General features: G+C 65.0%; 19 protein-coding genes. 10 read left to right on the top strand and 9 right to left on the bottom strand.

Annotated features, from left to right (window positions below):
* The first annotated feature begins 223 nt into the window (after positions 1-223).
* Both C7450_RS11770 and C7450_RS11775 read left to right on the top strand, forming a co-directional pair.
* Positions 224-1,516 carry an adenylosuccinate synthase gene (locus C7450_RS11770; RefSeq protein ID WP_110374626.1) on the top strand — a complete coding sequence of 431 codons (1,293 nt, stop codon included), beginning with the start codon at positions 224-226 and terminating at the stop codon, positions 1,514-1,516.
* A gap of 31 nt (positions 1,517-1,547) precedes the next feature.
* Positions 1,548-2,834 carry a histidine kinase gene (locus C7450_RS11775; RefSeq protein ID WP_110374627.1) on the top strand — a complete coding sequence of 429 codons (1,287 nt, stop codon included), beginning with the start codon at positions 1,548-1,550 and terminating at the stop codon, positions 2,832-2,834.
* A 248-nt stretch (positions 2,835-3,082) separates the two neighbouring features.
* Here C7450_RS11775 and rpoH read toward each other — a convergent pair whose 3' ends face one another.
* Positions 3,083-3,982, bottom strand: coding sequence for an RNA polymerase sigma factor RpoH (gene rpoH, locus C7450_RS11780; RefSeq protein WP_110374628.1), 900 nt, complete (start codon positions 3,980-3,982; stop codon positions 3,083-3,085).
* Between the two features lie 170 nt (positions 3,983-4,152).
* Positions 4,153-5,211: an RluA family pseudouridine synthase gene (locus C7450_RS11785; RefSeq protein WP_110374629.1), complete on the bottom strand. Its 1,059-nt coding sequence runs from the start codon at positions 5,209-5,211 to the stop codon at positions 4,153-4,155.
* 459 nt (positions 5,212-5,670) lie between these two features.
* On the opposite strand from C7450_RS11785, the gene C7450_RS11790 reads away from it, so the two are divergent.
* From C7450_RS11790 to C7450_RS11810, 5 genes are all read left to right on the top strand, one after another.
* A complete protein-coding gene (locus C7450_RS11790; protein WP_110374737.1) occupies positions 5,671-5,892 on the top strand; it encodes a YdcH family protein in 222 nt (73 codons plus the stop codon).
* Positions 5,893-6,089: 197 nt separating this feature from the next.
* The gene (gene purE, locus C7450_RS11795) at positions 6,090-6,593 is read left to right on the top strand and encodes a 5-(carboxyamino)imidazole ribonucleotide mutase (RefSeq protein ID WP_110374630.1); all 504 of its coding nucleotides are present in this window, start codon (positions 6,090-6,092) and stop codon (positions 6,591-6,593) included.
* A complete protein-coding gene (locus C7450_RS11800) occupies positions 6,590-7,699 on the top strand; it encodes a 5-(carboxyamino)imidazole ribonucleotide synthase (RefSeq protein ID WP_245449629.1) in 1,110 nt (369 codons plus the stop codon). Before purE ends, C7450_RS11800 begins: the two co-directional genes overlap by 4 nt.
* Before the next feature lie 187 nt (positions 7,700-7,886).
* Entirely contained in the window at positions 7,887-8,117 is a 231-nt protein-coding gene (rpsU, locus tag C7450_RS11805) for a 30S ribosomal protein S21 (protein ID WP_019403310.1), read from the top strand.
* Positions 8,118-8,850: 733 nt separating this feature from the next.
* Positions 8,851-9,654, top strand: a complete 804-nt coding sequence (locus tag C7450_RS11810) for a tetratricopeptide repeat protein (RefSeq protein WP_110374739.1) — start codon at positions 8,851-8,853, stop codon at positions 9,652-9,654.
* A 457-nt stretch (positions 9,655-10,111) separates the two neighbouring features.
* On the opposite strand, the gene C7450_RS11815 is transcribed toward C7450_RS11810, so the two are convergent.
* Positions 10,112-10,831 (bottom strand): DUF1013 domain-containing protein, encoded by a 720-nt coding sequence (locus C7450_RS11815; protein ID WP_110374631.1) that lies wholly within the window; start codon positions 10,829-10,831, stop codon positions 10,112-10,114.
* A gap of 767 nt (positions 10,832-11,598) precedes the next feature.
* On the opposite strand from C7450_RS11815, the gene C7450_RS11820 reads away from it, so the two are divergent.
* Positions 11,599-11,793 carry a DUF1192 domain-containing protein gene (locus C7450_RS11820; protein ID WP_110374632.1) on the top strand — a complete coding sequence of 65 codons (195 nt, stop codon included), beginning with the start codon at positions 11,599-11,601 and terminating at the stop codon, positions 11,791-11,793.
* Between the two features lie 315 nt (positions 11,794-12,108).
* Positions 12,109-12,630 (top strand): protease adaptor protein RcdA, encoded by a 522-nt coding sequence (gene rcdA, locus C7450_RS11825; RefSeq protein WP_245449631.1) that lies wholly within the window; start codon positions 12,109-12,111, stop codon positions 12,628-12,630.
* 710 nt (positions 12,631-13,340) lie between these two features.
* On the opposite strand, the gene rpmE is transcribed toward rcdA, so the two are convergent.
* Positions 13,341-13,571, bottom strand: a complete 231-nt coding sequence (rpmE, locus tag C7450_RS11830) for a 50S ribosomal protein L31 (protein ID WP_110374633.1) — start codon at positions 13,569-13,571, stop codon at positions 13,341-13,343.
* A gap of 138 nt (positions 13,572-13,709) precedes the next feature.
* Between rpmE and C7450_RS11835 the strand changes: the two genes are divergently transcribed.
* The gene (locus C7450_RS11835) at positions 13,710-15,575 is read left to right on the top strand and encodes an ABC transporter transmembrane domain-containing protein (protein ID WP_110374741.1); all 1,866 of its coding nucleotides are present in this window, start codon (positions 13,710-13,712) and stop codon (positions 15,573-15,575) included.
* On the opposite strand, the gene C7450_RS11840 is transcribed toward C7450_RS11835, so the two are convergent.
* From C7450_RS11840 to C7450_RS11860, 5 genes are all read right to left on the bottom strand, one after another.
* Entirely contained in the window at positions 15,562-16,593 is a 1,032-nt protein-coding gene (locus tag C7450_RS11840) for a peptidoglycan -binding protein (protein WP_110374634.1), read from the bottom strand. The two genes, C7450_RS11835 and C7450_RS11840, sit on opposite strands and share 14 nt — an antisense overlap.
* Before the next feature lies 1 nt (position 16,594).
* Complete coding sequence (locus C7450_RS11845) at positions 16,595-17,575, bottom strand: flagellar motor protein MotA (RefSeq protein ID WP_110374635.1); 981 nt, start codon at positions 17,573-17,575, stop codon at positions 16,595-16,597.
* 324 nt (positions 17,576-17,899) lie between these two features.
* Positions 17,900-18,709: an inositol monophosphatase family protein gene (locus C7450_RS11850; RefSeq protein WP_110374636.1), complete on the bottom strand. Its 810-nt coding sequence runs from the start codon at positions 18,707-18,709 to the stop codon at positions 17,900-17,902.
* Positions 18,710-18,926: 217 nt separating this feature from the next.
* Entirely contained in the window at positions 18,927-20,126 is a 1,200-nt protein-coding gene (locus tag C7450_RS11855; protein WP_110374637.1) for a tetratricopeptide repeat protein, read from the bottom strand.
* Positions 20,123-20,779, bottom strand: coding sequence for a thiamine phosphate synthase (locus tag C7450_RS11860; RefSeq protein ID WP_110374638.1), 657 nt, complete (start codon positions 20,777-20,779; stop codon positions 20,123-20,125). The genes C7450_RS11855 and C7450_RS11860 overlap by 4 nt, the downstream gene beginning before the upstream one ends.
* Positions 20,780-20,960: the final 181 nt, after the last annotated feature.

The following is a 20,960-nucleotide window of genomic DNA, read 5'->3' on the forward strand; positions in this document are numbered from 1 at the left end:
CAGGGACAGGGTTAGCAGACTGCGCGCAACGCAGACATGCAGAAAGACCGCCCCGGATCCGCTTCGGCAGCGGCGTCCTTCGGCCATCAACGGCTCGCGGGCGGCCGCGGTAACGCTGTGGCTTGACCTCGCCGGCCTAATCGTCGATGAGAGGCTGTAAGGACCCCGGCCTTGCGCCGGGGTTTGTCATGTGAGGGGTCGGCTGTCCGCCGGCTTGAAGGATATGGCGAACGTCGTAGTGGTCGGTGCCCAGTGGGGCGATGAAGGCAAAGGCAAGATCGTTGACTGGTTGAGCGAACAGGCCGACGTGGTCGTGCGCTTCCAGGGCGGTCACAATGCCGGTCATACGCTTGTCATCGATGGCACCACCTACAAGCTGTCCCTCCTGCCATCGGGCGTCGTCCGTCCCGGCAAGCTTGGCGTCATCGGCAATGGCGTCGTGCTCGACCCGCAGGCACTGATCGCGGAGATCGCGCGGCTGAAGGAGCAGGGGCTCGCGATCTCGCCGGAAAATCTGCGTGTTGCCGACAATGCCGCCTTGATCCTGCCGTTACATCGCGAGCTTGATGCGCTGCGCGAAAGTTCCAACAGCGGCACGAAGATCGGCACGACGCGCCGCGGCATCGGCCCGGCCTATGAAGACAAGGTGGGGCGCCGCGCGATTCGCGTGATGGATCTCGCAGACCTCGACACCCTCGAGGACAAGATCGAGCGGCTGCTCGTCCATCACAATGCCTTGAGGCGCGGCTTCGGCCTGCCCGAGTTCAACGCCTCCGAGATTTTCACGGAACTCAAGGCCATTGCGCCTGATATCGTGCCCTATATGGGCGTGACGTGGCTGCTGCTCGATGACCATCGCCGCGCCGGCAAGCGCATTCTCTTCGAGGGAGCCCAGGGCGCCCTGCTCGATGTGGACCATGGCACCTATCCCTTCGTCACATCGTCGCACACCGTTGCCGGCCAGGCTGCCGCCGGCTCGGGGCTCGGCCCCAATGCCATCGGCTATGTGCTGGGCATTGCGAAGGCCTATACCACGCGCGTCGGCGAGGGGCCGTTTCCGACGGAACAGGACAACGAGGTCGGCGAGATGCTCGGCACGCGTGGCCATGAATTCGGGACGGTCACGGGGCGTAAGCGGCGCTGCGGCTGGTTCGATGCCGTCCTCGTGCGCCAGACGGTGAAGACATCGGGGATCAACGGCATTGCCCTGACTAAGCTCGACATTCTCGACGGCTTCAAGACCATCAATGTCTGTGTGGGCTATCGCCTCGACGGCAAGGCGTTCGACTATCTGCCGGCAGGGCAGGCCCAGCAGGCGCATGTCGAGCCGATCTACGAGACCATCGAGGGCTGGGAAGGTTCGACGGCCGGGGCGCGTTCCTGGGCTGACTTGCCGGCCCAGGCGATCAAATATGTCCGGCGTATCGAGGAATTGATCGGCGCGCCGGTGGCGCTTCTCTCGACGAGCCCGGAACGGGATGACACGATCCTGGTGCATAACCCATTCGAAGGTTGACCTGACGCGCGATTCGAGACATTCGACCTGAATGGCCGATTATTACACCCTGCTGCAGCGGGCAATTTCTGGTCTGCCGGAGAATACGCCCGAAACTCGCGGAGCCATCTACGAGCGGGCGCGTACCGTGCTCGTCCAGCAACTGCGAAAAGTCGAGCCGCCGCTCCCTGAGGCTGATATCGATCGCGAATATGCCGCGCTCGATCTCGTCATCGCCCGCATCGAGGCAGAGGCCCGGCCGCGCGAAGACGCCGCGTGGCCGGATGAGAACTGGCCCGACCAGGAGCATCTGCACGCCTTCGAGCAGGTGCCGGAGGCAGTTGATGACGAGCCCGGGTCCGACGAGCAGGCTCCGCGGCGGGACGAGCCTGTCGAGCCGCAGCCGGCGGAGCCGCCACAGCCCGAGTTCGCGGCCTCCGACGCAGAGACCAATGGATCGCCCGGCCGGGAACGGCCGCGGCTGGCGCCTGTCCGTCCCAAGCGGGACTGGCACAGCCACATGCGCACCTTCGTCGTGGCGGGAGTGCTCGCCGCTGTCGTCGCAGCGATCGCAGGTGTAGCGGTCGTGCTGCGTGACCAGCCTGTGGAGATCCCCCACGGCGCCGAGCAGGCGGCACCACAGGAGCAGAGCGACGGCAAGTTCACGGAGCGCCTCGGGGGCGAGCCGGCGCCGGCAGCCCCGCCGCCCGCAGCACCGACGCAGACGCAGACGCAGACGGCAAGCCCACAGCAGCCTCCGGCCCCGCAACCACAGCCGCAGCCGCAGGGTGGCGTTGCCGTTGCGCAGCGCGCCAGCCTGTATGAGGAATCGCCGGACAATCCGCAGGCTCCCATCGTCACGGCCGGTCGGACCACCTGGAGGATCGACAGCATCAACCCGGGCCAGGGCGAGCCGTTGGAAAGCGTTGTGCATGCGGATGTCGAGATTCCACAGGCCGGGCTTTCCCTCGCGCTGGTGCTGCGGCGCAACCGCGACACCACCTTGCCCGCCTCCCATACGGTTGAGCTGACCTTCCGCAACACCTCCGGTGATGCCACGCGCTCTGTGCGCGACGTCGGCGTGATGCAGCTGAAGGCGGACGAGGGCGGCCGGGGGGCACCCCTGGCAGGGCTTCCAGTGCCCGTGACCGAGAATATCTTCCTGATCGGCCTGTCGAACCTCAGTGCGGACATGGAACGCAACGCCGCTCTGCTCAAGAGCCAGGCCTGGATCGACCTGCCGCTGCGCTTTGCCAACGGACGCCGCGCGGTGCTGACCTTCGAGAAGGGCGTCTCCGGTGAAAAGGCGATCAATGAGGCCTTCCGCCTCTGGCAATAGCGCGAGGGCGACTTGAATAGAGTCGACAGAATCCACTCAAGTTTTTGAATTTACTCGTCTCTTTTCGAGTTGAGCAAATCTGCGAAAGACGGACTTGCGCGCGCGCGGTGCGCTCCCGTCTCGACGGGGCTGCCTGGTGATGGCCAGTCGGCGTCCGGTCTTCACCGAAGCCAGGGCAAGACCCACAAAAAAAATGGCCCCGCGAGGGGCCATTTTCGCTCAGGCGGCCCGTCGGCCGGACCAAAAGGTTACATTGCCGGCAAAGCCGCCGGGGTGGCCATTTCGAGCTTGGCCAAGCCCTTCTTCACCGCCTCCTGAACCTTCTCGAAGGCGCGGACCTCGATCTGGCGGACGCGTTCGCGGGAGACGCCGAATTCGCCGGACAATTCCTCAAGGGTGACAGGCTCGTCCTGCAGACGGCGCGCCTCGAAGATACGCCGCTCGCGGTCGTTGAGGACGCCGAGCGCATCGCGCAGGGCGGTGAGGCGATTGCGCCCCTCCTCCTCGTTGGCCAGGATCGTCTCCTGGTCGGCGCTGTCGTCGACAAGCCAGTCCTGCCACTCACCTTCGCCTTCCTGACGCAGGGGCGCATTCAGGGACGTGTCGCCGCCAAGGCGGCGATTCATGTCGATGACGTCCTGTTCGGTCACACCGAGGCGAGTCGCAATGGTCTTGACCTGCTCCGGGCGGAGGTCGCCCTCCTCGTAAGCCGAGATATGGCTCTTGGCTTTGCGCAGGTTGAAGAACAGCTTCTTCTGGTTGGCCGTGGTTCCCATCTTCACGAGCGACCAGGACCGCAGGATGTACTCTTGAATCGCGGCCTTGATCCACCACATCGCATAGGTGGCAAGGCGGAAGCCTTTATCGGGCTCGAAGCGTTTCACGGCCTGCATGAGGCCGACGTTACCCTCCGAGACGACTTCCGAGATCGGCAGGCCGTAGCCGCGATAGCCCATGGCGATTTTGGCCACGAGCCGCAGATGGGAGGTGACAAGTTTGTGGGCCGCTTCGCGATCATCGTGCTCGCGCCAGCGTTTCGCGAGCATGAACTCCTCTTCCGGTTTCAGCATGGGAAACCGGCGGATTTCGTCGAGATAGCGCGATAGGCCACCTTCGTTAAGCAGCGCGGGAAGAACCGTCGAAGCCATGAAAACCTCCTAACCAACCCCCTTTCAGGCAGGTTGTCTTAGAGCCGCCTTTGTGGCCGGCTCCGTATTGTAGCATACAGGTCTCGACCTGAGCGGGCGAGGCACCCTTTTGCGTCAGGATGCATATTGAAGTGCGAATACGCAGAATGCAGTGCGATTCCGCACATGGCCTATCGTTTGGGCCTTGTCGCCGGCAAAGCCGCTACCAACCGAGCAAGGTCGTCCGGCGGGGCACTCTCAAAACACATGAATTCACCGCTCGCGGGATGGGCGAAGCCAAGCCTCGACGCGTGCAGGGCCTGTCGTCCAAGTGACTGGAGCGCAGCACGCGCATCGGAATCGAGCAGGCTCTCCTTTGTCCTGAAGCCCCGCCCATAGAGCTGGTCGCCCAGCAACGGATGGCCGATATGGGCCATATGAACGCGGATCTGGTGAGTTCGCCCGGTTTCAAGACGACAACGGATGAAGCTTCCGATGGGTTCCACGCCCCCGCCGCGCGTGCCATCTCCCCAGAAATGCCCATCAACCTCATAGTGGGTGATCGCCACCCGGCCACGCCCTTCGCGCGTGACGGTCATCTTCTCGCGATTGTGCGTCGCCCGCTCGATCGGCTGATCGATGGTGCCTCTGAGGGTGGGCAGGAGCCCCCAGGCAAGGGCCGTATAGACGCGTTCCAGCGGCCCCGTGCGGCCGTGATCGGCGAACTGCTGCGACAAGGCCGCGTGGGCCTGGTCGGTCTTGGCGACAACCATGACGCCGGAGGTATCCTTGTCCAGCCGATGCACGATGCCAGGCCGCCGCACGCCGCCGATGCCGGACAGGCTGTCGCCGCAATGGGCAAGCAGCGCATTGACGAGCGTGCCGCTGGCATGGCCAGGGGCGGGATGCACGACGAGGCCGGCGGGCTTGTCGATGACGATGATGTGATTGTCCTCATAGAGGACGGTGAGAGGGATTGTCTCAGGCTCGGGCTCCGCAGGCGCTGCCGGCGGCACCACCAGACTGACGGTCGCGCCGGCGACCACCTTATGCTTGGGGTCCGAAACCACCGTGCCATTGATGCGCACCTGACCGGCGCGGACCAGCTGCTGCAGGCGCGAGCGGGACAGATCGGCGAAAGCCACCGCGAGAAATCGGTCGAGGCGGTCGCCGGCGAAGTCATCCGCCACCGTCACGGTCCGCGCTTCGGCGGAGGTGGCGTGAGGTGCGGGATCGAAATCAGCGTGCATCGCTCAGGCATGCATCACTCCGCCCGAGGGGGCAAGCATCATGACCGGTGCTGTGGGGAATGCCTGTCGGACGCCCCCGCGCCGTCCCGGCGTGACCTATGGTCACCCGCGCCCCTGAATCCGCCTCGAATCCATCGTCGCGGTGGAACGTTTTCGCAGTCCGGCGTATGATAACGGCGCTGGGGCCTGCGGTGCCTTGACAGCCTTTGGCTGTCTGGGGTTCCTGCGCGTGAACCCGGCGCGCCGTGCAATCCGGCAGATGGGACAGCTTGAGGGAAATTCGGACCGGATGAATACGCGAGCAACGCGTTGCAGGGGCGCTGATATGGGGGCAGGTATTGCGTCTTGGCCAGAGCATCGGCGGAGGCCAAGGTGAGCGATCTGCGGCTGCCCCCCTCGCTCGTCTCGCTGCAAGGCGTCACGTCCTCCCCCGCGAATGCCGACAGCCCTGAGAAGCCGATGGTTTCCGGCCTGTTCGAGGGTGACGAACGGGATATCCTCGCCGCCGAATTGTCGCGGCTGCGGGAGGAGCATCGCGATCTCGACATGGCAATCGGCGCCCTGGAGCATGTCGGCCCGGCCGATCAGTTGCAGATTCAGCGGTTGAAGAAGCGGAAGCTTGTCCTGAAGGATCGTATCTCCTTCATCGAGGACCAGTTGACCCCGGATATCATCGCGTGACGATGCGCGCGGGACCTCGGGCGCGGCTTCGCGCGCAGGGGCTCGCCTGCGAAAGCGCGCTTGGCACGCGGGGTACAACAATGTCAGCCCTTGCATAGGGCCACGGCAGCCGCTATGGCGCGATCGTCAAAGGAGAGCAAACGCATGGGAAGCGCCGGCTGCGGCACCCGCCCGCATTGGAATGGGATGATCGCCCGATGAATGGAGACGCGGGGAAGGCACCGGTTGCCGTCATCATGGGGAGCCAGTCGGACTGGGCGACCATGCGTCATACCACCGAGACGCTCGAGGGCCTCGGCATCGCCTTCGATGCCAGGATCGTGTCCGCCCACAGGACGCCGGACAGGCTTTATGATTTCGCCAAGGGCGCGGCCGATGCGGGCTACAAGGTCATCATCGCCGGTGCCGGCGGCGCGGCGCATCTTCCGGGCATGGCGGCCGCGCTGACGCATCTGCCGGTCTTCGGCGTGCCCGTGGAGTCGAAGGCCCTCTCCGGCCAGGACAGCCTGCTGTCGATCGTGCAGATGCCGGCCGGCATTCCCGTCGGGACGCTGGCGATCGGCCGGTCCGGGGCCGTGAATGCGGCCTTGCTCGCGGCAGCTGTCCTTGCGCTCGGCGACGCCGCGCTGGCGACGCGCCTGAAGGACTGGCGCGCCCGCCAGACGGCTGCGGTGGCGGACGTGCCCGAGACCGCATCATGAGCACGTCAACGCCCGCGAACGAGACCGCGATGCGCATGCTTCCGCCCGGCGCGACCGTCGGCATTCTCGGCGGTGGGCAGCTCGGCCGCATGATGGCGATGGCGGCGGCGGCCTATGGATTGAAGACGCATATTTTTGCGCCGGATGCCGATAGTCCGGCCTTCGAAGTGTCCGGTAAGCACAGTTTGGCGGGCTATGACGACGAGGCGGCGCTGGTCGCCTTCGCGGCGTCCGTCGATGTCGTCACTTATGAATTCGAGAACATTCCGGCTGAGAGCGTCGACCTGCTTCGCCGGCATGTCCCGCTCTTCCCGGATCACATGGCACTGGCGACGACCCAGGACCGCCTGCTCGAGAAGCGCTTCGTCGCGGCTCTCGGAATTCCCACCGCACCCTTCCGGGATGTCGCCAACAGGGCGGATCTCGCGGCGGGGCTTGCCGCGCTCGGTACCCCGGCGATCCTCAAGACGCGCCGCTTCGGCTATGACGGCAAGGGGCAGGTGAAGATCGAATCCGCGGATGATATCGACGCCGCGCTCGCGGCGATCGGCCATGCGCCGGCGATTCTCGAGGGGTTCGTGCCGTTCGAGCGCGAGGTGTCGGTGGTCGGCGCGCGTGACCGTGCCGGCGGGTTCGCGGCCTATGACGTCTGTGAGAACGTCCATCGCCATCACATTCTCGATACAACAACCGTTCCCAGTGCCCTGTCCGCGGCGCAATGCGCCAAGGCGGTCGAAGCGGCAAAGCGCATCGCCGATGCGCTGTCCTATGTCGGGGTCCTTGCGGTCGAAATGTTCGTGCTGGCTGGCGATGACAGCCCGATCATCGTGAACGAGATCGCGCCGCGTGTGCATAATTCCGGCCACTGGACGATCGAGGGGGCGGTGACCTCCCAGTTCGCCCAGCATATTCGTGCGGTCTGCGGCTGGCCGCTGGGCTCCACCCGCCGCAACGGTCGGGTGGACATGCGCAATCTCATTGGCGCCGATATCGAGGCCTGGGCCGACATCGTTGCCGAGCCCGGTCTGCACCTTCACCTCTACGGCAAAACCAGCGCCCGGCCGGGGCGCAAGATGGGGCACGTGACGCGTGTTCTGCCCGAATGAGATCGGCAAACGCCCTCGTGCCTGGAACAACAGGCCTGTGACAATCGTCGGTCTTTCATGCCGGAATCATGGATGCGGCGGTGGACAGCCGTGATGACATCTGCTATTCGCAACCATCTTTGGCGGCGGCGCGTTTCAGCGCCGCTTTCGGCTTTTGCCAACCTTATTCAGAACACGGGATGAAGGCGTGCAGGTTCTCGTTCGCGACAACAATGTCGATCAAGCGCTGCGTGCGCTGAAAAAGAAGATGCAGCGTGAGGGCATCTTTCGGGAGATGAAGCTTCGCGGACATTACGAGAAGCCGTCCGAGAAACGTGCCCGCGAGAAGGCGGAAGCCGTGCGCCGCGCGCGCAAGCTGATGCGCAAGCGTCTGCAGCGCGAAGGCCTGCTCCCGTCGAAGCCGAAGCCCACCCGCTGATCATCGTCTCGCAGGGCTCGGTCGTTTCGCGACCGGCCCGGCCGTGGTGCACAGTCATGGGAAACCGCACTGCTTTCAGGGTAGCGGTATGGTCTGGCAAGGGGTGCGGTCTATACGGCGGTCGCAACCTGCGCGGGTCATGGTAAAACAGTTCAGTTGTGCGGCGCCCTGGAACGTCCCGGGCGCTTTTTGCGTTTGCGCTCAGTGGCGGCTTCGCATGCGGTCGGCTGTTGTCGGGACGGAGGGCACCCTGTGCGGGCTGCCTGGCTGGTCTGCTCATGGCGCAGGGTTGAGACAATCCGCCGCGTCGATGCGGGCCGATCGCGCGGCTGCTCGTGCCGAAAACGCTTCCGGAGGCAGCGGCCATTGCCTGTAACCCCTTCTCAATAATGGGAAATTTCCCCTGGGGGTGGCGGCGGCCGACAGCCTCCACCGTGGGCCATTTTGGCGTTGATATATGTCAGTTGATAGAAATCTAAACGCTTCCGAAACCGGATTCGGCAGAATGATGGTTAAGGGTTAACCGAACAGGTGTTTAAAGCGTTGAGGCTGGCATCACAGGGTGGCGGCAGAGCGGGGCCTTGTTCGGGATGCCGGATGTCGAGCGGCATCGAGGTTAGGAGAATCTGTGGTGATGAATCAGCACGCGGCGCAGGCCTCTCCCCGCCGTTTTGATGGCACGGCGGGAAGCCGATTTCGGGTGGGCGCGCGCCTTGTCGCGGCAGCGGGCCTGATGTGCGGACTTGTCGCCTGCGAAACGGTGGCGCCGCAATCGACGCGGGTTGCCGAACTCGTGAAGGACAACTCAGCCGCCACATCGACCAACATTGCGTCCTTGACGGACGTCATCAAGGCTAATCCCGGCGATCCCGGGGCCTATAACACGCGTGGCGCCGCCTATGCCCGCACCGGGCAGTTCTCGGAAGCGGTGGCGGATTTCTCGCAGGCCGTGAAACTTAACCCCAATTATGCGCCGGCCTATACGAACCGGGCCCTGGCCTACCGTCAAACCGGGCGTGACCAGCAGGCGCTGAGCGATTTCGACCGCGCCATTGCCTCCGATCCAAGCTATGCACCGGCCTATGTCGGACGCGCGAACCTGCTCCGCGTGCAGGGGCGCTTCGATCAGGCCCAGGCCGATCTGAGCAAGGCTATCCAGATCAATCCGGAATCCGCCGAGTCCTTCCACGCCCGGGCGCTCGTTTATCAGCGCCAGGGTCAGAATCAGCTGGCGATCAAGGATTTTGACGCGGCGCTCGATCGCAACCCGTTCGTCGCGGCGCCCTATACGGGCAGGGGGCAGAGCCTGCTGGCGGTTGGCCAATATGACAAGGCGATCGAGGACTTCAACGCGTCGCTCAACGTCGACAATCACAACGCTGATGCATGGGCGGGCCGCGGCATGGCCTACGAGCGGCTCGGCAAGAAGAACGAAGCGGTCGAATCCTATCAGCGCGCCCTCTCGGTCGACCCGAACAATGATATCGCGAAGCAGGGGCTTCGTCGCGTGCAGGGTGGCGGCGGATTGTTCGGCTGAGATCCGCCGCATTCAAACGAGTCCCGGCGGAGTGCGCCGGTGCTGCGAGAGCCAATCCCTGCGCAATGGGCCGCGGCCTTGTGGTCAGCTCTTGATACTCGAGGGCTCTGCCGTCATCGGCAAGGCCTTGCGTCTGCGCCCTGAGAGGGGGGCGGCCGGGCGTCTTTCATCACAAAAGCCGCGCCATGATGTGTAGCCGACGGCCAGCCAGAACGATAGGCCGGCGACGACTGTCGCGATCCACTGTGCAACAAGCATAGCTACCTTACCTGAGATGGAGGCGCTTCCCTCAAAGCACTCTTGATCTATCTCTATCAGCTTGCCGCGCTGGAACGACAACAGGGGTGTTTCGGCGCGTTTCAATCTGTTTCAGAGCAAGCCAACAAAAAAGGCGCTTCGAACGAAGCGCCTTTCAGGTGATGGCAGACCTCCTGCCCCTCGCGGAGGCCTATCAGGCTCAGTCCTCGTCCTCTTCGTCGCGTGGCCGCAACTGCTTGAGCTTGGCGAAGACGCTGTCGGCGTCGATTGTCTCTTCCTCTTCCTTCTTCGGCCGGCTCATGCCGCCGAAAGGATCATGCGTCTCCTCAGGAAGCGGCGCGGTCGTCTCTTCCGGCGACAGCAGGGTCTGGCCCGCATCCATCTGGGCGGGGCGATCCTTGGCAGAACGGGCAACCTCGAAATCGAGGTCGATCTGCGAACAGAGGCCCAAGGTCACCGGATCCATTGGGGTGAGGCTTGCCGCATTCCAATGGGTGCGCTCGCGGATCTGCTGGATGGTCGTCTTGGTGGTGCCGATCAGCCGCATGATCTGCGCATCCTTCAACTCGGGATGGTTGCGCAACAGCCAGAGAATCGCATTGGGACGGTCCTGGCGCCGCGAGACCGGCGTATAGCGCGGGCCTTTCTTGCGCTTCTGCTCAGGCAGCTTGACCTTGGGGGCCGCCATGCGCAGGACGTGGTTTTCATCTTTCTCGGCGCGGGTGATCTCTTCACGGGTCAACTGGCCCGTCGTCGTCGGGTCGAGGCCCTTGATGCCGATCGCGACTTCGCCATCGGCGATGCCCTTCACCTCAAGCGGGTGCAATTTGCAGAACTCGGCGATCTGCTCAAAGGTCAATGCCGTGTTCTCGACCAGCCAGACGGCTGTCGCTTTCGGCATCAGGGGGCCCGTGGACATAGGGAGCTCCTTAAAGGTCTTATTCGCGGCATCGTCTTCACGACAACGCCTGTGAGGTCAAGCGCCAGAGCCCATTTGGCAACGGCGGGCCGCGTCGCGAGCCTGCAATACCCTGCCAAGTCGGCTCCAAGTTATTGATCTGGAGCATTTTCCTGTGAACCGCATGATACCATTCGGCTCACAAGCGCTCTAGAGCACGTCGGTCTATTGCGGACTTGCTCCGCTCCACAACAGACGAGCACATTCACCGACCTGCATGGGCATCGGACGATTCCATCCAAGTCGGATTTGCTCTAGGGCGGTGGACGCGCCGATTTGATCGGAGCGGCCGCTCTATCGCGTTGCTTGAGCATCGGGTCATCCCAAAAACCGTACTCGGTCCTTGGCCCGATGCTCCAGGTAAACCTTCCGCGGGCTTCCGGCCAGGCTAACCGGCCAGGGCGGGACGTCACCACCGATGAAGGGGAACCCGCGGAATATAGGCCTTGGAAAGGTCGCTGGCAAATGGCGAACCGCGAGAAAGCGACATTCCGGGACGCAAAAAATAAGCGCAGCGCCGTTCGTGCCGCCCCACACGCGCCTTGACTGCAATATCGGGTCAATTGTTCCATGGGCTCGTGGTTCTGCTCCGACATTTGCATCCGCCTGATACGGGCCTCGGAGAAAATGTCGGAATCAAGAGAACCACTAGCAAGTTATTGGTTCCAGTTCGGATTCGGGACACGAGGGGCATGCCCCCGCAATGGCAGTTATGAGGAGAATTGCCGATGGTTGGCCTCTTCGATGATGACGCTCCCAGGCCGGCGACCCAGCATGTCCTCGGCCAGGATCTCAGCACGTTGTCGCTCCACGAGCTCAGCGAGCGTATTGCGCTGCTTCGGGCCGAAATCGAACGCCTGGAGGCGGCCCGCTCCGCCAAGGAGGCTTCCCGGGCGCAGGCGGATGCGGTGTTTCGCTCCTGAACGCATGACGGATATCTGTATCTTTTTGGAGCGCATGCGCTGGCCCAGGCTTCCGTGCAACGCTCCATTAAGGTTTCTAATATATGACTAACCCGTCCATTTCCTGGACGCTGAGTGGCCCTGTCCACTCTTTTTGACGCCTCCCTGCTTCGACCTTCAGCCGCCCTTGAGGCGGCTGCTTTTTGCGTGGCATACCGCGCCGCCGCGAGCCGCCCCAAGCCATGACTGGCGCCGTCCTTGCGATGTCGGATCCAGGTGGGAATCGATGTTTCATTACGAGACGTCGGTATCCGGCCGGAGCCGGAAAGGTGAGGTATGGCAAGCGTAGACATGACTCGGCAGGCGACGGCGCCGATTCCGTTCGGTGTACATTTTGTCGCTTCGGAGCAGTTCCGCCGCTTGTTCCGTGAAGGCATGGCCCTGATCGAAGAGACGGCCACCTATCTGGAGGGGGCAGGGCGCGCGGAGGCTCGCGCGCTTCGCCGGCAGGCTGCCTTGGCCTATGCGACCGAGAGCATGCGCCTGACAACGCGCTTGATGCAGATGGCCTCCTGGCTCCTGTTGCACCGCGCGGTCGCGGATGGCGAGATCAGCCTGTGTGAAGCGCGCAGCGAAAAATCCAAGGTGCGCCTGACCAACGCCGAGCCGGGTGAAGTTGTCTTGACGGACGATGCGCTACCGCCGCGACTAGGCGAGCTGCTGGCGCGTGCCCAGCGTCTCTTTGCCCGTATCAAGCATCTGGACCTCGTACTCGCGACCGGCGAGGCGGACGTGGTCTTCGTGGCCGCCCAGGCCCCATTGACGCAGGTCAACCGTCTCCAGTCCGTCTTGCTGTAGACGAGGCAAATTGGGGGGGGGAGGACCGGCTCGCCGCTTTTCATGGTGGCGGGCCGGTCAATTCCGGGGGCTCGCGTGGTGCGAACACCTGCGCGGGGCACGTGGAACGCATGGGTTCCCATATGGAAACGGGTCAAGACCGGGGCTTGGCTGCGCCATCCGGAAGCTGGTCGACGGCAATCAGCTGACTTAAAGACTGCTAAAGCAGGCTGATCTCATACGGAACCACCGCGTCATTCCGGGCCCCTCGCTGATACGAGGCCGCCGGAATGACGGCGGGAGCCCGTCCAAACACGGCATGCTCTTGAGGACGTCCATCTCTCGCGGACTTGTACCGCTCCCGAAAAACGAGAGAATTCACCGACTTGGATGCTAGAGCATTTCCGGTGAACTCCGGTCCACCGGAAGTGCTCCAGGTCTTTGATTCTACGCATTTTCTTCACGCGAACCGGTGTCCACTTCGCTCGAAAATGCTCTATCCGACGAAGCCATCCAGGTTGGATTTGCCAGCGCGTGATTCTGGACAAACGTCAAACGGCGGCAGGCGATCATCCCGCCGCCGTTTGATTATGAAGCGCTGTCCGCTTGACTGAGATGCAATCCCAGGGGGCAGGGAGCCGTCGTCGCCCGACGCTCGACCTGCCGTGGTGCGGAGACCAGGTCCCTTCAGGATGCCGGCCAGGGCGTGCCCTGGCACCGGCACCGGCGGCTCACTTCTTGGCGAAGCTGAGACCGGCGAAGCGGTTGTTGAAGCGCGACAGGCGGCCGCCACGATCGAGAAGCTGCTGCGACCCGCCGGTCCAGGCCGGATGGGTCAGATTGTCGATATCGAGGTTGAGGTTGTCACCCTCTTTGCCGTAAGTCGAACGCGTGACGTAGGTGGAACCGTCGGTCTGCGTGACCTTGATGAAATGATACGTGGGGTGAATGTCGGCCTTCATGGCAAATTCCTTTCGAAGTCACCGCAAGCGGCGGCAACCACGCGCGTCGTCGGCAGGTTGTCTCAGGGTCGCGACCCTATAGCGCAGCGCCAAGCGAAGGACAAGCGGACAAAAGGAAGCAAATGCGGAGGATCGATGATGGCACGCCGCTCGGCAAGGCCGACTGACGACGTGGGACAAGAGACCGGATCGGGAAACGCGCCCGGGACGCGGGCACCGCTCAGCGCCTTGCGGCCGCTCCTGCCCTATGCGCTACGGTATCGCGGCCGCATTGCTGCTGCCTGCCTTGCCCTGCTGATGGCGTCCGCTGCCACCCTGGCCCTGCCGCTGGCCGTGCGCCGCGTGATCGATCACGGCTTCTCGACCGATGGCGCCGGCATGATCGACAGCTATTTCGCCGTGCTCGTGGTCGTGGTCGGTGTTCTCGCGCTGGCCAGCGCCACGCGCTATTATTTCGTGACGACGCTTGGCGAGCGGGTGGTCACCGATCTCCGCTCGGCTGTCTTCCGCCATCTGACGCATCTCGACGCGGGCTTCTATGACCAGGCGAAGAGCGGCGAGATCACCTCACGCCTCACCGCCGATACCACCATGATCAAGGCCGCCTTCGGGGCGAGCGCCTCGGTTGCGCTGCGCAACATGGTGCTGTTCTTCGGCGCTGCGGCGATGATGGTGATCACGAGTCCGCGCCTGTCGAGCCTTGTTCTGATCGTCATCCCGGTCATTGTCATTCCGCTGGTCGTGTCCGGCCGCGGCGTCCGGCGCCGTTCGCGGATCGCCCAGGACAAGCTCGCCGCGGTCGCGGCCTATGCGGTCGAGGCGGTCGGCGCGGTGCGCATCATGCAGGCCTTCAACGCCGAGGATGCGACGGCGGCTCGCTTCAGCCGCGCGGCCGAGGAGACCTATGAGGCTGCCCGCGCCTCGGTGACGGCGCGCGCCATCCTCACCGCCTTTGCCCTGTTCCTCATCTCCGCGAGCGTCGTCGGCGTGCTGTGGTATGGCGCGCAGGATGTGCTCGCCGGCCGCATGACGGCGGGGCGCCTGTCGCAGTTCGTGATCTATGCCGTGCTGGCCGCCTCCTCCCTGGGGGAACTCAGCCAGGTCTGGGGGGAGGTTTCTCAGGCCGCAGGCGCCGCGGGACGGCTTGCCGAGCTTCTGGCGACGCGGCCCGCGGTGACGGCGCCGCAAAGCCCCGTGGCGCTGCCCGAGCCGCCCCTCGGCACGGTTGCATTCGAGAAGGTTCGCTTTGCCTATCCGACGCGCCCGGACACACCCTCGGTCGATGATCTCAGCTTCGAGATCCGCCGCGGCGAACGCGTGGCCCTTGTCGGCCCGTCGGGCGCGGGCAAGAGCACGGTGATCCAGCTTCTGCTGCGTGCCTATGATCCGCAGGCGGGCGTGGTACGGGTCGACGGTGTGGATATCGCCACCGCCGATCCCGCGGCGGTGCGCCGCCGCATCGCCTTCGTCCCCCAGGACCCGGTGGTCTTCGGGACCAGCGTGATCGACAATATCCGCTATGGCCGGCCGGAGGCGCGCGAGGCCGAGGTGCGGCAGGCGGCTGCCCTCGCGGCTGCTGACGGCTTCATTCAGGCGCTCCCGGACGGCTACGAGACGCTTGTCGGCGAACGTGGCGTCACGCTGTCCGGCGGCCAGCGCCAGCGCATCGCCATCGCCCGCGCCGTGCTGAAGGATGCGCCCATCCTGGTGCTCGACGAAGCGACCTCGGCGCTCGATGCCGAGAGCGAGCAACTGGTGCAAAGCGCGCTTGACCGCCTCATGGAAGGCCGGACGACGCTGGTGGTTGCCCACCGCCTGGCAACGGTGCTCTCGGCTGACCGCATCCTGGTGATCGATGACGGGCGCATCGTCGAGGAGGGCACGCACCAGAGCCTTGTCGCGCGTGGCGGGCTCTATGCACGCCTGGCGCGGCTCCAGTTCAACCATGCCACGCCGGAGCGGGTCGCGGTCGCCGCCGGCGATCTCCGGCTCACCGCTCCGTAAGCTTCAGCTCGATGCGGCGATTGCGGCGATAGGCCTCTTCGCTGTCACCGAGCTCGATCGGCTGATATTCGCCAAAGCCGGCGGCGAGCAGCCGCTGCGGCGGCACGCCCTTCATGACAAAATACTGCACCACGGCGATGGCGCGCGCTGCCGACAGCGCCCAGTTGGACTTGAATTCGCCGAGGCCCGAGAGGGGCCGCTTGTCGGTGTGCCCGTCGACGCGAATGATCCAGGGGATGTCGGCCGGGATCTCCTTGTCGAGGTCGATGAGGGCACTCGCCACCTTGTCGAGCTCGGCCGCGCCGGCCGGCAGGAGGGCGGCGGAGCCCGCGTCGAAGAACACCTCGGACTGGAAGACGAAGCGGTCGCCGACGACGCGGATGTCCGGGCGTTCCCCCAGAATCTGCCGCAGGCGTCCGAAGAAGTCCGAGCGGAACCGGGCGAGCTCTTGGACACGCTGCGCCAGTGCCACATTGAGGCGGCTGCCGAGATCGGCGACGCGCGCCTGACTGTCCTTGTCGCGCGCCTCAGAAGCCGCGAGCGCGTCCTCCAGCGCCGCGAGCTGGCGGCGCAAGGCGGCGAGCTGCTGGTTGAGCAGCTCGACCTGCGACATGGCCCGCGCGGAGATAGCCTTCTCCTTGTCGATTTCCGCCGTCAGCTGGCCGATGCGGGCATTGGCAGCCGTGCTGGTGGCTGAACCCGAGCTCAGCAGGCCTTGCAGCCGTTGCCTGTCGGCCTCGGCCGTCTGCAGGGTCGATTGCAGCGCGGCGAGGTTGTCCTCCGCGTCCTGGCGGTTCGCGCGCTCGAGGGCGAGCAGTTCGTTGAGCTCGAGGATCTGGCGGTTGAGCCGCTGCAGCGCCGTGTCTCGCCCGGAAATTTCCTGGGAGAGGAAGAACTGCCCCAGCACGAAGACCGTGAGAATGAAGATGATCGACAGCACAAGCGTCGACAGGGCGTCGACGAAGCCCGGCCAGTAGTCGAGCCGGCGCTCGGAGCGGCGGGCGCGGGACAGGGCCATGTCAGCGGATCCGCTCGTCGACGAGGCGTTCCAGCAGCCGCTTCAGCTCGCGCTGCTGGGCGGCCTGGGCCTCCACCCAGTCGCGGATCATCTGTTGCTCGGAGCGCATGTGCTGCACGAGGCCCTGCACGCCCTCCGCCAGATTGGCCATGGCATGGGTCGCCGCACGGCCGCCCTGGCCGTCGTTGATCACCGTGGCGAGTTTCTCGAGCGCCCCCGCGATGTCCTGGTCCGAACCGCCCAGGGCCGGCGGCAATCGTCCGGATAGGGGGTTCTCGACCACATGGGCGGACAGCCAGTCCTCGAGTTCCGTGTAGAAGCGCGCCTGCGCCTGGCCGAGCTGCAGATCGAGGAAGCCGAGCACCAACGAGCCGGCGAGGCCGAACAGCGAGGACGAGAAGGAGATGCCCATGCCGGCGAGCGGCGCGGCGAGCCCGCTCTTCAGTTCCTCGAACAGGACACCGGCCTCGGCGCCTGTGCGCATGGAGGAGATGACGCCGCCGACGGAACTGACGGTCTCGAGGAGGCCCCAGAACGTGCCGAGCAGGCCGAGGAAGACCAGCAAGCCAGCGAGATAGCGCAGATTCTCGCGGTTTTCGTCCAGGCGCGCGCCGATCGATTCGAGGATCGCGCGGAAGGTATTGGTGCTGACGCCCCGGGAGGAGCTCTTGCTGCCGAACAGCTTGGCCGTCGGGCCGAGCAGGCTCGGCGGTGTGTCGAGCGTCGCATTCGCATTCGAGCGTCTGAGCTCGTTGATCCAGCGGACCGAACGGAACAGGCGGATGACCTGGCGGAAGGCCAGGATGATGCCGATGAGCAGGGCGCCGATGATGAGGCCGTTCAGCCCGGGGTTCGTCAGGAAGGCAACGGTGATCTGCCGGTGCAGCACGAAGGCGAGGAAACCGACGAGCAGGATGAATACGAGCATGCGGACCACATGGATCCGGGGCGGTGTCAGCTTCAGGGAGTCATCGGCAACCATGCATCCATCCGCCTCATTACGGCCATCTATAGAAGTGGCTGCATGTTCGCTGGCGCGGCCCTCGCAATCAAGCCTTTACGGCGAGCAGGCGACGCCATCCCGGGGGCTTTATGCACCCGGGCCCGGACCGTGCCATTTTTGTACGCCCTGTTGAACGGTTAAAAGGGGATCGGCCCGGTGACACGCGCGATGCTGCCCCTGCCTTCTCCGAGCAAATCCGGCGTTTGCGGACTTGCTCCACTCCATTCAAGCCGGATTGGCTCTAGGTCTTTGATTCTACGTATTTCTTCACGCGAACCGGTGTCCACTTCGCGCGACAATGCTCTAGGCCGCCGGCTGGGTCGCGCGCGCCGTCTTGAGCACATCGAGCAGTTCGCGGTGCAGGGCTTCGTTGCCGCAGGCGATATGACCCTTGGCGACAGGATCGGCTCCCCCTTCGGCGTCGCTTGCAAAGGCACCCGCTTCGCGCAGGATGGCGAGGCCGGCGGCCATGTCCCAGCTCTTGAGGCCGCGGCCGAAGAAGGCATCGAAACGGCCGCAGGCGACATAGGCGATATCGAGGGCGGCTGCCCCGTAGGAGCGCAGGCCCGCGGCCCGCGCGCTCATGGTCGCGATCTCGCGCAGCGTCGTTGCCTGGGTGCGCTCGCCGAGATGAGGGATGTCGCAGCCGACGACCGATGCGCTCAGTTCACGCCGCGCGGCGACGCGCACCCGGCGGTTGTTGAGGAAAGCCCCCTTGCCCTTCTCGGCAATGAACATCTCGTCCTTGATCGGATCATAGATGATGCCCGCAACCATCTGCCCGTCGCGCTCCAGGCCGACGGAGATGCAGAAATGCGGGATGCCGTGCAGGAAGTTGGTGGTGCCGTCGAGCGGATCGATATGCCAGCGATGCGACTGGTCGGTACCTTCGACGACCCCGCTTTCCTCCATGACGAGGCCGTAGCCGGGCCGGGCCTTCTCGAGTGCCTCGCGCAGGATTGTTTCCGCCTTGCGATCGGCGTTCGAGACGAAATTGCCCGGACCCTTGATGGAGACCTGAAGGGCCTCGACTTCGCCGAAATCGCGCTTGAGCGAACGTGAGGCCTTGATGACGGCCTCGGACATGACGGTGATGAGCGGAGAGCGAATCATTGCTTGGGGTCTGCCTTCGCGCCGTTTCGCGACGCCATCGGTAAAACGTGGATTATGTCCCGGAGGGTCGTATCCAAGAGGCGCCGGCCGAAAGGCCGGCCCGCGGACACTAACCCAGGGAATTGATCCGGGGAACCGGTCTCGGAGGCTTTGCCCGAAGGACGGGTCCCGGCCCTCAAAGATCGGAGCCGTTGTGTGCCCGCCCGCCAGCCGCCCGTCAAGGCTGGAGATTGGCGGAAAGATCGGCGTTGCGCTGCCGCGCCAGCCCTTCCGCCTTCATCCGCTCCGCCGAAGAGAGGTCCTTCAGCGCATCGTCGAGCCACCGGTCGGTGAGACCTTGCTGCGCCGCCATCAGATTCCAGGATGCGGCCTCGACCCGGCTTTTCGGCACGCCCCGGCCCATCAGCAGCAGGCGTGCATAGCGGTTTTGCGCAATGGCATTGCCGCGACCGGCCGCCAGCGCGAACAGGCGCGCGGCGCGTTTCTCATCAGCCTTCACGCCCTCGCCGTTGAACAGCATGATCGCGTATTCGACCTGCGCGCTGATATTGTCGTTGGCGGCGGCACGCGCCATCCATTGCGCGGCCTCCGTATCACTTTGCTGTACGCCGCGGCCCTGTTTGGTCAGCACGGCGAGCGCATACTGGGCGTCGCCGATTTCGCCCTCCGCAGCGGTGCGCAACAGATCCACCGCGCGCTTCAGGTCATCCGGCTTGCCTGTGCTGATCAGCGCCACCGCGAGGTTATACGAGGCCGGTCCCTGGCCGGCCTTGGCGGCCTTCTCGAGATAGCCGAGGGCGGCCATCTCGTTCTTCGGCACCCCGCGGCCCGCCAGCATCATCATGGCCAGCCCGAAGGCCGCATTGGGATCGCCCTGTGCCTCCGCCAGCTTGTACCATTCCGCCGCCTTGGCGAAATCCTGGCGAACGCCGAGGCCCTGGTAGGTGAGTTCGGCAAGCAGGGTCAGCGCCGCCGCGTCACGCGGGTTCTGGTCGACGCGCGCCTTGGCCTCATCATAGGCGCGGCGATAGAGCCCCCGCTGGTAGGCGCCATAGGCGAGATCGGCATTCGGATCAGGCAGGCTAGGCAGCGTCGGTATGGCCGATGCCGCAGGCTGCCCAAAACCGCGCCGGCTGGGATCCCCGAACGGGCTGTCCGGCGCGTCGAGGCTCGGCGTCACCGTCGACGGCAACTGGCGGGGGCGCGTGCCCTGCGCCCCCCGATCACCGGCGAAGGGCAGCAAGCCCTGCGGGTTCACCGGGGCAGGGTTCACTGGGGCAGGGTTCACCGGTGCAGGGCTCGCCGGCGCGGGCTTGTCAGCAGGACGGCCGCCGGCCGGGACGCGCGCGCCATCCTGAGCTGCCGCGGCGGTGGCCGTCAGCAAGAGCCCGCCGAGGACGAGCGCCCGCGCGATCATGGCTCAGCCGGCACATTGGCGGCTATGCTGGCAAGGGCCTCGCTGATGGCTGCGGCCGGTCCGGCTGGGTGCGTCCAGGCCGCATCGCCGAGCGCGACGAATTCGACGCCGGCCGCTGCGAGCGGGCCGACGTCGTCGAGGGTCGGCGCGAAGGCCACGCAAGGGATGGAAAAGATCGCCGCCCACCAGCCGGCGCGTTCCAGTGTCTCGGAGGCTGGTGGAATGCTGCCGTCAGGGCGTGGCTCGCCAAACATCACATAGTCCACATCGGCCTCGCCGGCCTGCATGGCGATGTGGCGGCTCTTGAGGCCGCCCACACCGAGAATCCGCTGGGGCCGGAGCTGCGATGCCGCATCCTCGAGCACGCCGGCTGGCTCCTCCATGCTGCGGATATCGAGATGGGCGCCGTCCGCTCCGCCGCGTACCGCAACGGCCGCCGGGCCCGCAACGATGAGGGCGGCCCCTGCGTCCTGGACGATCGGTGCGAGGTCCTTGACGATATTCACGGCCGCCCGCTCGTCGTCGGTGACGAGCCGGAGCAGCACCGCAGCAACATCGCCGGCGGCGCAGGCGGCCTTCAGCACAGGCGCAAAAGCCCGGGGATCGGTGACTGCGGGGCTGACAAGATAGAGACGGCAGAAGGGTTTGGTCATTCGTTCACTCGATGCCACGCAATCGCTATGCTCCGCGGTTAGCGCGGAGCATAGCCTGATTCTGCCGTGATTCTGTCGTTGATGATGGCGCGAGAGTGGCGCGCCATCATTCGCCATCATACCAAAAAGCGAAGATGCTGACGCATCCGCGCTTTGGCGACGCTCAGGCGCCGCGCGGGCT

Source organism: Chelatococcus asaccharovorans, assembly GCF_003201475.1.
In the GTDB taxonomy this organism is placed as follows: Bacteria; Pseudomonadota; Alphaproteobacteria; order Rhizobiales; family Beijerinckiaceae; genus Chelatococcus; species Chelatococcus asaccharovorans.